The organism is Microcoleus asticus IPMA8 (assembly GCF_013179805.1).
GTDB lineage: Bacteria > Cyanobacteriota > Cyanobacteriia > Cyanobacteriales > Microcoleaceae > Microcoleus > Microcoleus asticus.
This window is the reverse complement of the sequence record NZ_SRRZ01000044.1, coordinates 23218-40749: the sequence shown is the minus strand read 5'-3', so window position 1 is coordinate 40749 and position 17532 is coordinate 23218. Positions and strand designations below refer to the sequence as shown.

15 protein-coding genes are annotated in these 17532 nt (G+C 47.3%); 9 read left to right on the top strand and 6 right to left on the bottom strand.

Going from position 1 to position 17532, the window contains the following annotated elements; translation table 11 throughout:
* The first annotated feature begins 343 nt into the window (after positions 1-343).
* On the top strand, positions 344-1642 hold the full coding sequence (thrC, locus tag E5S67_RS13700; protein ID WP_172188037.1) for a threonine synthase: 1299 nt from the start codon (positions 344-346) through the stop codon (positions 1640-1642).
* Between the two features lie 138 nt (positions 1643-1780).
* Complete coding sequence (locus E5S67_RS13695) at positions 1781-2056, top strand: MoaD/ThiS family protein (RefSeq protein ID WP_172188035.1); 276 nt, start codon at positions 1781-1783, stop codon at positions 2054-2056.
* 522 nt (positions 2057-2578) lie between these two features.
* Here E5S67_RS13695 and E5S67_RS13690 read toward each other — a convergent pair.
* The 3 genes from E5S67_RS13690 to E5S67_RS13680 form a co-directional block, all read right to left on the bottom strand.
* Complete coding sequence (locus tag E5S67_RS13690) at positions 2579-4459, bottom strand: ribonuclease J (protein ID WP_172188033.1); 1881 nt, start codon at positions 4457-4459, stop codon at positions 2579-2581.
* Positions 4460-4748: 289 nt separating this feature from the next.
* Positions 4749-5642 carry a 4-hydroxy-tetrahydrodipicolinate synthase gene (gene dapA, locus E5S67_RS13685; protein ID WP_172188031.1) on the bottom strand — a complete coding sequence of 298 codons (894 nt, stop codon included), beginning with the start codon at positions 5640-5642 and terminating at the stop codon, positions 4749-4751.
* 107 nt (positions 5643-5749) lie between these two features.
* Positions 5750-6793: an aspartate-semialdehyde dehydrogenase gene (locus E5S67_RS13680; RefSeq protein WP_172188029.1), complete on the bottom strand. Its 1044-nt coding sequence runs from the start codon at positions 6791-6793 to the stop codon at positions 5750-5752.
* A gap of 118 nt (positions 6794-6911) precedes the next feature.
* Here E5S67_RS13680 and E5S67_RS13675 point away from each other — a divergent pair, with 118 nt between their 5' ends.
* The 6 genes from E5S67_RS13675 to E5S67_RS13650 all read left to right on the top strand — a co-directional run bounded on the left by E5S67_RS13675 (position 6912) and on the right by E5S67_RS13650 (position 11893).
* Positions 6912-7091: a hypothetical protein gene (locus E5S67_RS13675; protein WP_172188027.1), complete on the top strand. Its 180-nt coding sequence runs from the start codon at positions 6912-6914 to the stop codon at positions 7089-7091.
* 97 nt (positions 7092-7188) lie between these two features.
* On the top strand, positions 7189-7353 hold the full coding sequence (locus tag E5S67_RS13670; RefSeq protein WP_172188025.1) for a hypothetical protein: 165 nt from the start codon (positions 7189-7191) through the stop codon (positions 7351-7353).
* Positions 7350-8768 carry a trigger factor gene (tig, locus tag E5S67_RS13665; protein ID WP_172188023.1) on the top strand — a complete coding sequence of 473 codons (1419 nt, stop codon included), beginning with the start codon at positions 7350-7352 and terminating at the stop codon, positions 8766-8768. The genes E5S67_RS13670 and tig overlap by 4 nt, the downstream gene beginning before the upstream one ends.
* A gap of 297 nt (positions 8769-9065) precedes the next feature.
* The gene (clpP, locus tag E5S67_RS13660) at positions 9066-9755 is read left to right on the top strand and encodes an ATP-dependent Clp endopeptidase proteolytic subunit ClpP (protein WP_172188021.1); all 690 of its coding nucleotides are present in this window, start codon (positions 9066-9068) and stop codon (positions 9753-9755) included.
* 9 nt (positions 9756-9764) lie between these two features.
* Positions 9765-11108, top strand: coding sequence for an ATP-dependent protease ATP-binding subunit ClpX (gene clpX / locus E5S67_RS13655; protein ID WP_172188019.1), 1344 nt, complete (start codon positions 9765-9767; stop codon positions 11106-11108).
* Positions 11109-11134: 26 nt separating this feature from the next.
* Entirely contained in the window at positions 11135-11893 is a 759-nt protein-coding gene (locus E5S67_RS13650; protein ID WP_172188017.1) for a GNAT family N-acetyltransferase, read from the top strand.
* Between the two features lie 2 nt (positions 11894-11895).
* Here the strand turns inward: E5S67_RS13650 and E5S67_RS13645 are convergent, their stop codons facing one another.
* Positions 11896-13953, bottom strand: a complete 2058-nt coding sequence (locus tag E5S67_RS13645; protein WP_172188015.1) for a DNA polymerase III subunit gamma/tau — start codon at positions 13951-13953, stop codon at positions 11896-11898.
* A 538-nt stretch (positions 13954-14491) separates the two neighbouring features.
* Between E5S67_RS13645 and E5S67_RS13640 the strand changes: the two genes are divergently transcribed.
* Positions 14492-15403 carry a hypothetical protein gene (locus E5S67_RS13640; RefSeq protein WP_172188013.1) on the top strand — a complete coding sequence of 304 codons (912 nt, stop codon included), beginning with the start codon at positions 14492-14494 and terminating at the stop codon, positions 15401-15403.
* Between the two features lie 17 nt (positions 15404-15420).
* On the opposite strand, the gene E5S67_RS13635 is transcribed toward E5S67_RS13640, so the two are convergent.
* Both E5S67_RS13635 and devC read right to left on the bottom strand, forming a co-directional pair.
* Positions 15421-16143 (bottom strand): DevA family ABC transporter ATP-binding protein, encoded by a 723-nt coding sequence (locus E5S67_RS13635; RefSeq protein WP_172188011.1) that lies wholly within the window; start codon positions 16141-16143, stop codon positions 15421-15423.
* A gap of 95 nt (positions 16144-16238) precedes the next feature.
* Positions 16239-17399: an ABC transporter permease DevC gene (gene devC, locus E5S67_RS13630; RefSeq protein ID WP_172188009.1), complete on the bottom strand. Its 1161-nt coding sequence runs from the start codon at positions 17397-17399 to the stop codon at positions 16239-16241.
* Positions 17400-17532 lie beyond the last annotated feature (133 nt).

The following is a 17532-nucleotide window of genomic DNA, read 5'->3' as shown; positions in this document are numbered from 1 at the left end:
AAAAATTCGAGGTTTTGTAGTTGTGTTCGATCGCACGACTGCCCAATTGTTAGCCCAAAAAAGATTTATTAAGTTTTGTAACAATTCCGTCGGCAAATCATCCTTGAGTTCGCTCTGGCTCGCGTGCTGGCCTGACAATCTGGATTTCCAGCCAGATCCTGAAAACAAGTCAAATCCTTGTGGGGTGGGCGTCCCGCCCGCCCAAATATCAAAGTTAAATACACCGCTGTTTAAATGAAAAATCAATCCCGACTAAAAAAATCGGGTATGGTTGACGGGGTAAATTGACCGTGCTAATCTTGCACAAGAATAAGAAAACATCGCAAAACTAGAGAGTTGAGCTATGACCCAGGCGACCAGAACCCAATCCACAGCAGCAACCTTCACAGCCCTCAAATGTAAAGAATGCGGCGAAGAGTACGAACTCCAAGCAAAGCACGTCTGCGATTGCTGTTTTGGCCCGCTTGAAGTCAAGTACGACTACGACGCCATCCGCCGCACCGTCACTCGCCAAACCATCCAAGCCGGCCCCAACTCGATCTGGCGCTACCGCGCATTTTTACCAGTCGCTACAGATAACGTCATCGATGTCGGCACCGGCATGACTCCTTTATTAAAATCCCACCGCTTAGCCCGCCGCCTCGGTCTAAAAAATCTTTATATTAAAAACGATGCCGTCAATATGCCCACTCTCAGCTTTAAAGACAGAGTGGTGTCAGTCGCCCTCAGCAGAGCGAGAGAATTGGGTTTCACAACGGTATCCTGTGCCAGCACCGGCAATTTAGCTAACTCCACCGCTGCGATCGCCGCCCATGCCGGACTCGACTGCGTAGTCTTCATCCCCTCCGACTTAGAAGCAGGCAAAGTCCTAGGCACTCTGATTTACAATCCAACTGTCATGGCAGTTCACGGCAACTACGACCAAGTTAACCGCCTCTGTTGCGAAGTCGCCAATACACATGGCTGGGGATTTGTCAATATCAACTTGCGTCCCTACTATTCCGAAGGCTCGAAAACCCTGGGCTACGAAGTTGCCGAACAGCTAGGCTGGCAATTGCCCGATCACATCGTCGCTCCCCTCGCCTCCGGCTCTTTGTTCACAAAAATTTACAAAGGCTTTCAAGAATTCACCGAAGTCGGTTTAGTGGATGAAAAGAAAGTCAGATTCAGCGGTGCCCAAGCTGACGGCTGTTCCCCCATCGCCCAAGCCTTCCGCGAAGGCCGCGATTTCGTCAAACCGGTCAAACCGAATACAATTGCTAAGTCGATCGCGATCGGCAATCCAGCCGACGGTATGTACGCCCTCGACATCGCCCGCAAAACAGGCGGCAACATCGAATCCGTCAGCGACACCGAAATCATCGAAGGCATGAAACTCCTAGCAGAAACCGAAGGCATCTTCACCGAAACTGCAGGTGGCACGACAATCGCAGTCTTGAAGAAACTCGTAGAAGCAGGTAAAATCGACCCCGACGAAACTACCGTCGCCTACATTACCGGCAACGGCTTAAAAACCCAAGAAGCCGTCCAAGGTTACATCGGCGAACCCATCACCCTCGAACCAAAAATAGAAGCGTTCGAGCGTGCCCTAGAACGCGCCCGCACCCTCGAACGCTTAGAATGGCAACAAGTTTCGGTTTAACAGCTATTAGTCAGTAGTCGGCAGTCATTAGTCATTAGTTGTTAAGCTTTTGACTGATGACAACTGACCGATCGCTGAGGACTAATGACTGAGGACTAATAACTAATAACTCATGACTACTGGCTAAGGACTAAAAAAATGACTGTCAAAGTTTTAATTCCCACTCCCCTGCAAAAATTCACCAACAATCAAGCCACCATCGAATGCGGCGGCGACAACATTTCCGAACTGATTGAATCGCTGGAAACAAATTGTCCCGGCATCAAAAAAAGCCTGTGCGATGAAAAAGGAGAACCCCGCAGATTTCTCAACTTCTACGTCAACAGCGAAGACATCCGCTTTTTGGATGGCTCAAAAACAGCCCTCCAAGATGGCGATGAAGTTAGCATTGTTCCAGCGGTTGCTGGTGGCTGATTAGTTTTAAAATAAACGCAAGCGAACGCAGATAGATTTAAATAAGTATCTGCGTTCACTTGCGTTTATTTACGGTTAAAAAACAACTCCCTCGCTACCCGAGGGAATTATACCAAAGCCGGGATTTGGTAAGTAGCTCTCATCACGTTTTAATTCCGCTGAAACGGTTTGTGAAAGATTCTCCAAGAATAAACCCTGCCCAAACAAAGCAGTAAAAGTAATCCCAAAAACCCAAAAAGCCACCGACTTTTTTATGCGGGCATTCCAAAAAATTGTAGCGATTGGGGGCTTTGTATAAGACTGCTTCCTGAAATACATCGAGTCGAAGTTCTTCAATCTTGACAAGTTTGAAGGTCTTACCGAGATAAATCTCAGGACTTACGTCGATCGATGCTGACGTTTTTTAGGTGCAGCTACTTACTTATGAAACCAAATCTAGGTTTGTAGTTGCGCTTGGGCGCCCAAGCGCAACTACAAATCTAAAACTTATTTCTTTGCGCAGTGCGTTAGGGAATTATCGCACTAGGAAGCTGCCCTTGCAGCAGTCCGGGGACGGCGCCGGCCCGTCACCTGATTGGCAGGAGATGGCAAGGATGGCGATGATGGCGATGATGGCGAGGGCGATGATAATAGCTTAGGTGCTTCCAGGGAACCCGGAGATACTTCTGCCTTTTCCGATCGCACAAAGGACGCTTCTTCAGGAATTTGCATCAGGAATACCAGCAAGGGATTGCTTTGAAGTTCCCGGCGCATCACTCGCTGAATAGCCTTTTCTATTTGCGTTTGAACTCCTACCCAGTCAACATCAACTTGTGAGTCTGAAGCAGCAGGTTTTACAAATTCTGACCAGCGATCGCTCAAAACTGTTTCAATGGTTTGAGTGATTAATTTGATCACAACTTCGCGATCGGCTGATGTCACTACACCTTTCAAGTGTACTTCCGGCTTAGCAACTAATTTGCCTTCCCAATTCAAAGCCGCCGCTACAGTTACAACGCCATCTCCAGCCAATTGCTGGCGTTCCTTGAGGACGTTCGCTTTGACAACGCCCGATCGAGAAGAATCTACCAATTCAATTCCTGAAGGCACTTTACCGCCCACTTGCATGGAATTTTCAGTTAATTCTACGACATCGCCGTTATCAATAATCACCATATTGCTAGCGGGAATGCCCATGCTTTGAGCCGTCTTGGAGTGCTGGATCAGCATCCGGTGTTCCCCGTGCACTGGCAAGAAGAACTTGGGACGAGTCATGTTAATCATTAACTTTTGGTCTTCCTGACAGCCGTGACCCGAAACGTGAATGCCTTTGTCGCGGCCGTAAACCACGTTTGCTCCCAGCATCATCAGTTTATCGATCGTGTTTACCACTGCGATCGTATTTCCCGGAATTGGATTAGCCGAGAAAATGACTGTATCGCCCTTTCTGATTTTCAGTTCGTGATGTTCGCCGTTAGCAATGCGAGTCATCGCCGCCATCGGTTCGCCTTGGGAACCTGTGGTTAAAATCAGAACCTTGTCATCGGGTAAATTGCGGATTTCTTTCAGAGGTTTGAAAAGACTATCTTCGCATTTGATGTAGCCGAGATTGCGGCAGTGAGCGATGACGTTAAGCATCGATCGACCAACTACTCCTACATACCGATTGTTTTTCTTAGCCAATTCTAAAACAATTTGCAAACGGTGTACCGACGAAGCAAAAGTCGTGATCATTACCCGTCCCGTTGCTTGAGCGATAATTCTGTCTAAATTCGGAGCAACAGAACGTTCTGAAGCAGTAAAACCGGGAACTTCCGAGTTAGTAGAATCGCTGATCAAGCACAGCACGCCTTTTTCGCCGTACTCCGCCAGTTTCTGCAAGTCAAAATGTTCGCCGTCCACAGGAGTGTGGTCAATTTTAAAGTCTCCGGTGTGGATCACAATTCCCACTGGAGTGTGAATTGCTACCGTGAAACTGTCGGCCATCGAGTGAGTGTTGCGAATGTATTCGACTAAAAAATGCTTGCCAATTCTTACCGTGTCGCGGGGTCTAACTGTCCTCAATTCTGTGCGGTGAGACACTCCCGCTTCTTCCAATTTTCCGGCTAGCAAAGCCATCGCCAAACGCGGCCCGTAAATCACCGGAATTTCAAATTGTTTGAGGTGATAGGGGATGCCGCCAATGTGGTCTTCGTGACCGTGAGTGACGATCATACCTTTAATTTTGTGGCTGTTTTCCCGCAGGTAAGTCATGTCTGGGAGGACAATATTTACACCGTGCATTCCATCTGTCGGGAACGCTAAACCTGCATCTAAAAGAATTATTTCGTCGCCGTACTCGAACACACAAGTGTTTTTACCGATTTCGTGCAGCCCGCCGAGGGGAATCACTTTTAGAGCAGATGCAGTTGTATTTTTGATCATGCGTATCCTTTGTTAGTTATTTTGTTATTTGTCTGTTGTCTGTCGTCTGTCGTCTGTCGTCTGCTGTTCGTTGGTAGGGCAATATTTTTCCAACTATTTATGGAAAACTCCCCTGGGGGTTTTACTATCCCCTACATTCAGTTGTCTTTTGCCTTCAGTCTTTAATCCTCTGTCTTTAATTTTTGACTGTTAGCTAATTACTAACAATTAATTACTAAGGACGGATGACTAACAACTAATGACCGATCGCAACCAATATTCAGTTGTCTGAAAACTCGTTCTTGCCTGTCTAGATAGCTGATACTGCGGCTAGCTGGCTCAGTACGTCCTTTAACTTTTGAGTCATCTCAACGGGCGGATCGCACAGGGGCAGACGGGTGGAACCTACATCCCAGCCTTGAAGTTTAAGAGCTGTCTTGACGAGAATGGGATTTGTGGTGAGAAAAAGAGCTTTAAACAGGTCAAAAAGTTGCAAGTGAATCTGGGTAGCGACTTGAACTTGACCGCTCTCGAAAGCTTCGATCATCTGTTGCAGTTGCTCTCCTACCAGATGGCTGGCTACGCTAACTACACCAGATCCTCCTACCGCCAACATCGGCAAAGTTAGGGAATCATCTCCAGAATAGATGGCAAATTCAGGGGATGTCAAGCACCGAATTTGACTTGCTTGATCCAAGTTGCCACTTGCTTCTTTTACGGCCACAATATTGGGGATTTCTGCCAATCTCGCAACCGTCTCCGGCAACATATTCTGACCGGTGCGACCGGGGATGTTATATAACATTATAGGGAATTCTGGAGCAGATTGCGCGATCGCCCGAAAATGATTGTACAAACCTTCTTGCGGCGGCTTGTTGTAATAAGGAACCACCTGTAAACAGCCGTCTAACCCGAGTTTAGCTGCTTTTTGGGTAGCTGCGACTGCTTCTGAAGTAGAATTCGATCCGGCTCCTGCGATTACAAAAGCCTTACCGGCCACCGCCTTTTGTACCACCTGAAATAATTGGTACTCTTCATCCCAGGTCATAGTGGGAGACTCGCCCGTAGTTCCGCACACTACCAAGCTATCCGTACCGCGATCGGCTAAATGAACTGCCAGTTGTTCTGCTACCGCATAGTTAACGCTGCCGTCTTCCTTAAACGGCGTAATCATTGCAGTCAGAACCCGTCCAAACTTTACCACACTTTCTCCGATTTTAGACTGTTGATTTTTGATTTTAAATTTTTGATTTCAGATGAAAGGTTTATCTAAAATCCCCCATTTCAATTTTCAAGTTGCCAGGGTTCCCCCTAATTAGAAGCCGCAGCCACTGGGGTTCGCAACAAATCTTTTTGGGCCAGCAACTCAGCTATCTGCACCGCATTTAAAGCCGCCCCTTTGCGGATTTGATCGCCAGACAGCCACATCTCCAACCCGCAGGGGTGAGAAATATCTTGGCGAATCCTGCCGACTAACACCTCATCCTTACCGCTGGCGTCTGCAGGCATCGGGAAATAATTAGCTTGCCAGTCTTCTACCACCTTAACCCCGCTTGCCTGCTTTAAGATTTCCTTGGCCTCGATCGCGCTAAAAGGCTCTGCAAACTCTAGATTAATCGCTTCCGAATGAGCGCGGAGTACGGGAACCCGCACGCAAGTTGCCGTAATTTTAATCTCGTCCGTACCAAATATCTTCCGAGTTTCGTTAACCATTTTCATTTCTTCTTCACAATACCCCAAATCGTTAATCGGGGTGTTGTGCGGAAACAAGTTAAATGCTAAGGGGTAGGGAAATATATCTGTTTTGGGCATTTCCCCCTGCAAAATTGCTCTTGCTTGAGCTTTCATTTCCTCCATTGCCCTCGCCCCAGCCCCGCTGGCAGACTGGTAAGTCGCTACCACTATGCGCTGTACCGGCTTAACTTTGTGAAGAGGCCAAACGGCAACTGCCATCAAAATCGTCGTGCAGTTGGGATTAGCAATTATACCTCGGTGAGCTGCCGCCGCTTGGGGATTGACTTCGGGAACCACTAGCGGTACGGTCGCATCCATGCGGAAAGCGCTAGAATTGTCAATGACCACTGCTCCGGCTGCCACCGCTTGCGGAGCCCATAATTTAGAAGTAGAGCCGCCGGCGGAGGCGAGCACCAGATCTACATTATCAAACGATCGCGCTGAAACTGCTTCGACCGGCAGCATCTCGCCGCCAAAAGGCAATGTAGTGCCTGCTGAACGTTCCGAAGCCAGCAGCTTCAAGTTAGAAATCGGAAAACTCCTGCTGTGCAAGAGTTCTAGCAACTCAGCACCGACTGCGCCGGTGGCTCCTAAAATGGCAACTCGATAGGATTGAGACAAATTACTTTCCTCCAAAAATTATACTCTAAACGATCGAAATCAAAAATTTAAATAACTGCAATTCTCAATATCAAACTTAATTAATGTTATGCGACATCAGGAGCATGAGAGGATGGCAATGGTGCAGTTAACCGAAACGGGCGATCGAACTTCCCGATCGAGCCGTGCGATCGTACCCAATGCCAGTTTAGCATCTTTTGCCGTTAGCGAAGCCCTCGAAGAGGATCGCCCCCCGCCAATCCGCACGTTCTGCCAGCAGGCGCATCCGTTGACTTTGACAGGCTGCCCAAAACATTGACATCTAAGGGCGATATGTGCTATGGTTCATCGGCGATTAGTGGACTTAACCTCCACTTTCCTAGCAGCAAAAGCTAGTATCCTCACACTAAAACTATTTGGCAAAAGCCAAAAAAGTAGCCGGTTACGACTTACAGTCTCATCCGGTAGAGGTGTTTGTAGTTGTGCCGCTACAAGTCAAAGCGTACAAACTTAAAATGCAGGCAAAGTCAGATTTGTATGTATTTTATTACACTATTGTTAAATATCAAAAAAGCCGATGAAAGTAACCCAGGAAAAACTTCCAGCTAGCCAAATTGGTCTGGAAATCGAAGTACCGTCAGAAAAGTCAAAACAAGCCTACGAGCAAGTAATTAAACAATTTGCTCGCGAGGTTAATATTCCTGGGTTCCGCAAAGGCAAAGTTCCCCGTCAAGTTTTGCTACAGCGCCTGGGTCAGACTCGCTTGAAGGCGACGGCTTTGGAAAATTTGATTAATGAGTCGCTGCAAAAAGCCCTCGAACAAGAAAAAATTCCGGCAATTGGCAGTTTTGAACTGCGCACCGAGTTTGAAGAATTACTAGCTAAGTTCGATCCAGAACAGCCTCTGATTTTTTCGGCTAAGGTTGACGTAGAACCCGAAGTGAAATTGGGTCAGTACACAGGTTTGCAGCTTCAAGCAGAAGAAGCTAAGTATGATGAGGCTCAGGTAGATGAGGTACTGGCAAAATATCGATCGGACAAAGCTACTCTAATCCCCGTAGAAAGCCGGCCGGCTCAGTTGGGAGACACGGCTTTGGTTGATTTCTCCGGTAGATTTGCGGAAGCACCCGAAGGCGAAACTCCCGCAGAAATTCCCGGCGGTCAAGCAGAAGATTTTCAAGTAGAATTGTCGGAAAATCAGTTTGTACCGGGCTTTATCGAAGGCATGATCGGGATGAATCCGGGAGAAACCAGAGAAGTTTCCGTGCAGTTCCCTGATGAGTACAGCAGTGAAGAATTAGCGGGAAAACCAGCAGTCTTTACGATTACCCTCAAAGAACTTAAGGAAAAAGAATTGCCGGAGTTGGACGACGATTTCGCCCAAGAAGTCAGCGAGTTTGAAACTTTAGCAGAACTCCGCGCATCCCTCGAAACTCGGTTTAAAGCAGAGCAAGAAAACAAGACATCAGCTAATAAGGAAAAAGCTATATCAGCAGCACTCGTGCAGCTAATAGAAGTGGAAATTCCCGAAACAATGGTCGATCGCGAAATCGATTATTTGTTGAATCAACAAGCCGTCCAATTGAAAAATTACGGCATAGATATTAACCAACTGTTTACGGAAGAAAATATGGGCCCGATGCGGGAACGCTCGCGCCCGGAAGCAATCGATCGGCTCAAGCAGACTCTAGCTCTGGCAGAAGTAGCCAAGCTGGAATCCTTATCTGTGGAAGACGCAGAAGTAGCAGCAGAAGTAGCAAAAGTTAGAAAGCAGTTTCCCAAAGGAGATTTTGATCCCCAAAGGTTGCAGGAATTTGTAAGGGAAGACTTGCTCAAACAAAAAACCCTGAAATGGTTGGAAGAAAAAGGGACAATCGAACTCGTCCCTGAAGGCTCTCTGAATCCGGCAGCAGAAGAATCAGAAGAATCAGACGCTGAAGTTTCAGAAGAAGAAGCAGCCACAAGCGTCGAAGTGGAAGTTGTAGGCGAAGAATAGAACTTAATGTGTTCAAATGTCCTAATTGGGGGCATGGAATCAACCGTGGTTTTAACCGCTCACCCGCAGCTTACTGCAAGCTGCGGGTGTCTATTAGAAGCAGCAACGATTTACAAGTAAGTGTTTTAACTCATTCACGCCCCCAGCGTTGTGCAAAGCGCACAAAGCAATCTCACGTACTCAAAACTCCGCATTTCCCCGATATCCGTTCAGAAGAGGCATAATAGTTAAAAGCTGGCGGCTTAATTTAAAGCTTTCATCAGCAGCAAATTGTCTAGAATCCTTGACTGGTGTCTTATGGTTGTATCTCAATCTTCCAATTACCTAATTACAAGCTATAACGATTTTGATGTCAGTACCAGCCCCAGCAATGTAGTGCCGATGGTACTAGAACAGTCGGGGATGGGCGAGCGGGCTTTTGACATTTACTCGCGCTTGCTGCGGGAGCGAATTGTGTTTTTAGGAACTCCCGTAACCGACGAAGTTGCTGACTCGATAGTGGCTCAGCTATTGTATCTGGATGCTGAAGACCCAGAAAAAGATGTCCAAATGTACATAAATTCCCCCGGCGGCTCGGTGACGGCCGGCATGGCAATTTATGACACAATGCAGCAAATCCGCCCGGATGTGGTGACGATTTGTTACGGTTTGGCAGCGAGTATGGGCGCATTTCTGCTGACAGCAGGAGCAGCCGGCAAGCGGATGTCTCTTCCGAGTTCCCGGATTATGATTCACCAGCCGCTTGGAGGCGCTCAAGGTCAAGCAGTTGATATTGAGATTCAAGCCAAAGAAATCCTTTATCATAAGCGTAAGCTGAATCAACTGTTAGCGCACCACACAGGTCAACCGATCGAGAAATTAGAGGCGGATACAGAGCGCGACTTTTTTATGTCAGCCGAGGAAGCCAAAAATTACGGTTTGGTCGATCGAGTTATCGAAAAGGAAAACCTTCCGGCGGCGGGAGAGAATGTCACTGCACTGAATTAAGAGGCTGTTATGTCTAAGTACGACTCCCATCTAAAATGTTCGTTTTGTGGCAAGTCTCAAGAGCAAGTACGCAAGTTGATCGCAGGGCCCGGGGTGTATATCTGCGACGAATGCGTGGACTTGTGCAATGAAATTTTAGATGAGGAGTTGTTTGACTCGAGTGCAGTGCCGGCAGCGGCAGTGGCTCCGAAGCAGGAAACGACGCAAAAGCGCCGCGCTACCTCGGGCAAAAGTATGTCGCTGAGCCAAATTCCAAAGCCGAGGGAAATTAAAAATTATCTCGACGAAAATGCGATCGGGCAAGATGAGGCGAAAAAGGTGCTCTCGGTGGCAGTTTACAACCACTACAAGCGCCTGAGCTTTATCCATGCCAAAAATAGCGGCAAACACCCGCCGGAAGAAGTAGAGCTGCAAAAATCGAATATTTTGTTAATCGGGCCCACGGGCTGCGGAAAAACTCTGCTGGCTCAGACTTTGGCGGATATGCTAGATGTACCTTTTGCGGTGGCAGACGCGACGACGCTGACGGAAGCGGGCTATGTCGGCGAAGATGTGGAAAATATTTTGCTGCGGCTGCTGCAAGTGGCAGATATGGACGTGGAAGAGGCGCAGCGCGGAATTATTTATATTGATGAAATTGACAAAATTGCCCGCAAGAGCGAAAATCCTTCGATTACCCGAGATGTTTCTGGGGAAGGCGTGCAGCAGGCGCTGCTGAAAATGCTGGAGGGGACGATCGCCAATGTACCTCCCCAAGGCGGCCGCAAGCATCCCTATCAAGACTGCATCCAAATTGATACCAGCAATATCATGTTTATTTGCGGCGGCGCCTTTGTCGGTCTAGAGAAAGTGATAGAGCAGAGAACGGGTAAAAAGTCAATGGGTTTTATTCAGCCCGGAGAAGCTCAGCCGAAGGAAAAGCGGGCTGCTGACGTTCTCAAGCAACTGGAACCGGATGATTTGGTGAAGTTTGGGATGATTCCTGAGTTTATTGGGCGGGTGCCGGTGGCGGCGGTGTTGGAACCGCTGGACGAGGAAACGCTGATGGCGATTTTGACTGAACCGCGCAATGCTTTGGTTAAGCAGTATCAAAAGCTGCTGAAGATGGATAACGTGCAGTTGGACTTTAAGCCGGATGCGATTCGGGCGATCGCCCAGGAAGCATACCGCCGCAAAACTGGAGCGCGGGCGCTGCGGGGAATTGTCGAAGAATTGATGTTGGACGTGATGTACGAGTTGCCGTCGCGCAAGGATGTTGCCCGGTGTACGATTACTAAGGAAATGGTTGAGAAGCGATCGACCGCCGAGTTGTTGGTACTTCCGTCTTCGCTGCCCAAGCCAGAGTCAGCTTAAAAGCAAGGTTTTCAGCACAGCCACTTATGGAATCTCGCATTCAATCATACCTGCGCTTTGCCGCGAGCCAGCAGCGCGACACCGAGCGGATCGGGCCGTTCCTCGCTACATTCAGCCGCCACAGTGCCAACCCTTATCTGAACTATGCAATTCCCGATGACGGCGCCGCACCCTCGCTCGCCGATGTCAACGCCCTAATTGCTGCCTACTCTCAGCGCGGGCGACAGCCGCGTTTGGAGTATGTCGCGAAACTAGCGCCGGCTGTCGAAGAAACGCTGATCTCCGCAGGTTTCACCGTTGAGGGACGCTTGCCGCTGATGACTTGCACTCCGGGTTCCGAGCAATTGCTTCCCGTCCCCCCGGGCATCGAACTAATTTTGCCAGTTTCCGAGGCCGAGCTCCTCGGTACAGCCGCGGCGCAACACGAGGCTTTCACAGAGGCTGCACCAAGCTCTGAAGACGTTGACACTCTTCGGAAAAGTCTGGCAGCAGGCAGCATCGCGGTACTCGCCCGCGTAGCAGCAACGGGCGAACCTGCCGGGGCTGGAATGTTTACTGTGCCGGCAAATCAGACGACAGAAATCGCCGGTATCGGCGTGCGCGTCCCTTTTCGCCGGCGGGGCATAGCAGGGGCCTTGACGGCCCGGCTGCTGCGAGAAGCTTTCGACGCGGGTGTTGCGGTGGCGTTTTTGATGGCGGGACACGAGGAGGAATTCCGAGTTTACACCCGCGCTGGATTTTGTGCGATCGGCGAAATTTTACACATTTCGCTGCCGCAAGCATAGATTTACCAATCTATAAAATCATCCTCATTTAACTCAGAAGATAACTCAGAAAAATCCGGTTCAGATTCTAATCTAAAAGTTTCCGACTCCCAAATCTCCAAGTCCTGCGATAAATCGACTACTTCCCCGTCAAACATATCAGCCAACTTCCTAGCCGAATTTGCGACATCTCGCGCGTCATCACGCACCGCTACAGCCTGAGCGTTAGAGTCATTTTGAGAGTCTGTAGAGCCGTTTGTGGGCGATAGCGATTCGGAAATTGCCGGCACATTAACCGCAGTATTTTCAGCCGCTGGCGGGTGTTTTTGTTCTTCTCCACCATTCCCCAAAAAATCATCTGTAATCTCAGAACCCGCCAAGTTCTGCACCTGTTGGCCCGCATCATCCGCAGGATTAGAATTCCTGGGATTTTCGCCAACACGTCCGTTAGAAGTTGGCAAATTATTGGGGCGGGAACTATTACTTTCACCGGGATTTGTCAAGCCAACTTTTACTGTTACTCGACGGTTAAAAACTTGCACAAAAGCTTCTTCTATATTAGCTACTTTGTCTTTAACCATATTGAGCAACGGCTGCGAACTAATCTTAACATGAGCAGTATCATTGCTAAAAATTACTAGCTGTCCGTGTTGGCGAAGCAGCGATTGAGTTCCGTGCGGTCGCACGCGGTCAAGTATCTGTTCCCACACTCGATTTAAATCGATTTCATCGGCTGAATTAGTCGGTGAATAAGTTGTTTGATTCGTTTCAGCAGTTGGTACAGGTGCGGGAATCGCAGCAGGAGGTGTGCTTTCTGTTCTATTAGCCACAGGTGGCAACTGAGGCGGAGGATTTTGCGAATTGGGAACTGATGATTGTTCAATATTAGATGTCTGGTTCCCCCCTTTAGCAAGGGGGAGTTGGGGGGGGTGAATTTGTGATGGAGCAACATTTTTCGCTGGTTCGGCTGCCGGTTGCTGCTGAGTTCTAATTGCTGAGGGCAGCAACCCCAACAGCGTTACTTCCAGCCACAATCGCGGCTGAGTGGTATTTTTAATTTGCACTTCGTGGGTTTGCAAATGTTTCTGACCTGCCAAAATTAACTCGGCATCCCAATTGCGGGCAAAATTGCCAAGTTTTTCCCAAGTTGTAGATGTTAAAGCTACTAAATCTGACCGTTTCGGTGCTGCTTTGGCTATTAGCAAATCTCGGTAAAAGCTGGCGAGAGTTTGCAGTACGATTAGCGGTTCCCGACCGCGATCCATGAGGTGGCGGCTCATGTCTATTAGTGCTGTAGCGTTATCTGTATCAATAGCTTGCAGCAAATCCATTAAATCATTTTCAGGGACTGCACCGACTAGATCCCAAACTTTTTCGACTGTTACTTGACCGGGAAATAAGCTCAGTTGGTCTAGCAAACTTTCGGCATCTCGCAGACCTCCTTGGGCCATTTGAGCGACCATTTGTACTGCATCACTGGCAATATTGATATTTTCTAATTGGGCAATTTTGTGCAAGTGAGCAATCATTGCTTCGAGGGGGATGCGGCGGAAGTCGAACTTTTGACAACGAGAAATAATAGTTGGTAATACTCTTTGTGGGTCGGTTGTGGCGAGGACAAATACAACGCGGTCTGGCGGTTCTTCTAATGTTTTTAATAAAGCATTAAATGCCTGGGTACTGAGCATATGAACTTCGTCTATTACATATACTTTATAGCGGCACTGTACGGGGGCAAATTGAGATCGTTCGATTAAATCCCGAATGTTATCTACTCCCGTGTTGCTGGCGGCGTCAATTTCGATGACATCTAGCGTCGAACCTCGGGCAATTTCTTGGCAAACGTTGCATTTGCCGCAGGGTGTCGGGGTGGGGGCAACCGTAGAAATACAGTTGAGAGATTTGGCGAAAATTCTGGCACTGGAGGTTTTACCGGTGCCTCTGGGGCCGGTGAATAGATATGCTGGTGCTATGCGCTCTTGTAGGATAGCGCTGGTGAGGGTTTGGGCGATCGCCTCTTGACCGACTAATTCGGCAAATGTCTGAGGGCGATATTTGTGGTGCAGGGGTTCGTAAGTCACGATCGAATATGGGTGGTATTAGCTGTAATCTTAGCTAAGGAGACGTTGTTCGATCGCACCACAGCTCGACTTTCACAGCAAGCCACCCGGTGGGCTTGCAAGGCGGGAGCGAGCGCACAGTAGGAATTAGCACCCTCCCAACGTCCGCGCCTCGATCGTCCGGGCGATCGACTGTTCTCCTTGATGTTTTCTGCTGTTCGCTCCCAGAGTTACTATTAATTTATGTGTATTTCTTTTTATTTTGCTAGAAACGGAGACCGCCGAACAAACATTTTTTTTCGCTCTATTGGTATAATATATTACAGACAATTCACCATTTCTTTTTGCCACTGCCAGCGCAGGATTTTCCGAGATTTCGGAAACCTGCTTGCTATTAAAGATAAAGTATTAATTAGAGGGTGCGTGCTCCAGTTGCAGAAATCCAGTTGTACCAAGATGATGGTGGAATGATGTCAATGTTGGTTGATCGAGTTGCACTACCAGCTCTACTCTGGAGTCCTGTATAAATATAGCGTCAAATTTTACCCTTTAAAAGCCCATGTCAACCCAAATAATCCTTGTAGAACCAAGGTTGGCAGTAGCCTCTCCCAAACCTAAACAGGCTAAACCCGGACATCCGTCCTCAGACCAACTCTTCATGGGAGCCTCGGGATTACTGTTGTTATTGCTTATCGGTTTAGCGGTGTTTACCAAGCTAAAACTCGACGATTTGAACAAAAAGCTCAAATTTGAGGAGTTTAGAAATCGAGAACTCCAGAAAAAATACAAAATGGCTCTGGAAACAATCTCAAAAATGGAAAAGAATCCCGACCTTATCCACTCCCGAGACTTTAATTTAGACTACTTGAGAATGCGGATGGCGGAAGAAGTTTTTCACTTTGGCATTGTGAACCAGATCAAGCAAAAAGTCAAAGACAAAATTAGTATTGCCCTACGTCCGACGCAGAGTGCGGTGGGAGAGAAAAACGGGTCGGCGGGCACCGGCAGGCAAGTGGATTCGATGTTTGATATCGAATACGAAACTGGCGATCCCGCAGTAAAAATAGAAAAACGAGTGCTGTTTCGGATTCAAATTAAGCTGATGAAACTGCCGACTCAGGCAACATCGGCGACAATTAATCAAATTATTGACTGTTTGGAAACTTATCTGAGTCCTTCTGACGACCACGACAGTTGGCAGCCGACAATTCAAGGTCGCATCGTTCATATTGAGTGGGATCAAAAAGCAAAGCCGACGCCGATGTTGGTGCTGGAACAGTCGAATGAAGGGGTGAATGTTACCTTTAGGACTACGAGAACGCCTGCAGGCCGACCTGCAAATGACCTTGAGAGGCAGTTGACAGGAGCGAAAGGCCAAAAAAATGGCAAAAGTAGTTCTAAAACTTCATCCAAAGGTGCAACAAAAAGTCCTGCTAAGGTAGGAGGAAAGCGTCCCGGTTCTCGCAAATAAGTTTAGGTGGATTAATTTTATTTTTCCGAAAGAACGCCTGTGGCAGCGGCTGTTGATGTATCTTGTGCGAGGTAGCCGTCTTCCATGTGAATAATGCGATCGGCTATGTCTAAAATGCGGTTGTCGTGGGTGACCAGCAAAATAGTGCAGTGCTGTTCTTTGGCCAAACCTCGCATAATTTCTACCACATCTCGACCTGATTTACTATCTAGGGCTGCTGTGGGTTCGTCGGCTAATACTAATTTCGGCTGGCTGACTAATGCCCGGGCGATTGCAACTCTTTGTTTCTGTCCGCCAGAAAGACTGTCCGGGTAATAATCTATTCTTTCTCCCAAGCCTACAGCTTGCAGCATTCCCTCTATTTTATCATTAGTTTCTTGGCGAGAAAGATGGCTGTGCAGTTCTAAAGACATCTGCACGTTTTGCCTAGCTGTCAAGCATTTGAGCAAATTGTGAGCTTGGAAAATATAGCCGATGTCGCGCCGGACTTTAACTAATTTATTTTTCCCGGTTCCCCGCAATTCTTGGTCGAGAATTTTAAGACTACCTTCTTGGATCGATCGCAAAGCTCCAATCAAGGTTAACAATGTTGTTTTACCAGAACCCGAAGGTCCAGTCATCAGTACGATTTCGCCCGGATAAATTTCGAGGTTGATGTCAAATAATGTCTGTTTGCGAAGTTGTCCTTCCCCAAAGGAATGATTGAGATTTTTAATTGAGACAACTGGTAAAGTATTCATTGGTAATTTGTAGATCTTAATTCGTAATTGGTAATTGGTATTTCCTTCTTCATTCCTTCTTTCTTCTTTCTTCTTCCTACTTCCTTCTTCCTTCCTTAAAAAATATCTGCTGGGTCAGCCGCCTGCAACTTCCTAACTGCGATCGCCCCCGACACAGAACACATGACAACTGTCATTGCAAAAACAGTTCCAGCTTTCATCAAAGTCATGTACATTGGCAAACTCGTAGCACTTCTCGCTAAATTGTACAGCATAAAAGAAACCCCAAACCCAGGTAAATAGCCAAGAATGGCCAAAATCAAAGCCTCTTGAAACACCACGCCCAAAAAGTAAATATCCTTATATCCCATCGCCTTCAGCGTAGCGTATTCCGGTAAATGATCGGTAACATCAGTATAAAGGATTTGATAAACAATCACTATCCCGACGATAAATCCCATTGCCGCGCCGAGAGTGAAAACAAATCCGATTGAGGTGCTTTCTTCCCAATATTTTTTTTCAAAAGCTACAAACTCTTCCTTGGAAGCAATTGTCACGTCTTGTGGCAAAGTTGCTCTCATTTTTTCAATAACTGCCTTGACATCCGTTCCAGGGTGCAAGTGAACAATTCCTATATCAATTAAACCTTTAGTTCTTCTAGTGTGAAAAATCCGCAGAAAGTTCAAATCGCTAGTAATAATATTCCCATCAGCACCGAAAGATGCTCCTAAAGTAAATAACCCTTCTACAGTAACGCGACGGTTATCTATTTCAGTTTCCACAGGCTTTCCCTGCTGGAAATATTCCGCTACTGGCCCAAACTCCGGGCGAGAAGCTTGGTCGAATAAAATTACATCCGAAATTTGGATTTTGTCCAAATTATTCTGGACTTCCGGCATATCAAAAATGGGATTAGCGGGATCGAAACCGATTACCATCAATTGGCGGGTATTGCGTTTTTCTGGTTCGGGATTTTTCCACAAGCCAAAGCCTAAATATACCGGGCTAATTCCTGTAACGCCATTAAAACTCAAAGCTTGATACAAGCGGCGCTGGGGAAAGCTTTTCATGGCTATTAAAGCCGTTGACTGAGGGCTGGTGATAAAAATATCCCCTTTTAACTTCGAGTGAAAGCTAATGGAGCTTTCAAATAGCGCGTCTCTAAATCCAAACTGCATAAACATCAGCAAGTCGGCAAATCCAATGCCGGCTAGCGCGATTACTAAGCGCATTTTTTCGCGCGTTAATTGTGCCCAAGCTAGCGGTATTTTTGCCATAAAAGTCGATTTTCTATCTTAGATTTTCAAGTTGGATTTGGGATTCAATAATTTTAGGACTTAAGCAGGGTGTTGAGAAACCGGGTATTTTACCCTTATATTTGATTCAAACCCTTAATCTCGGTAAAAAAGT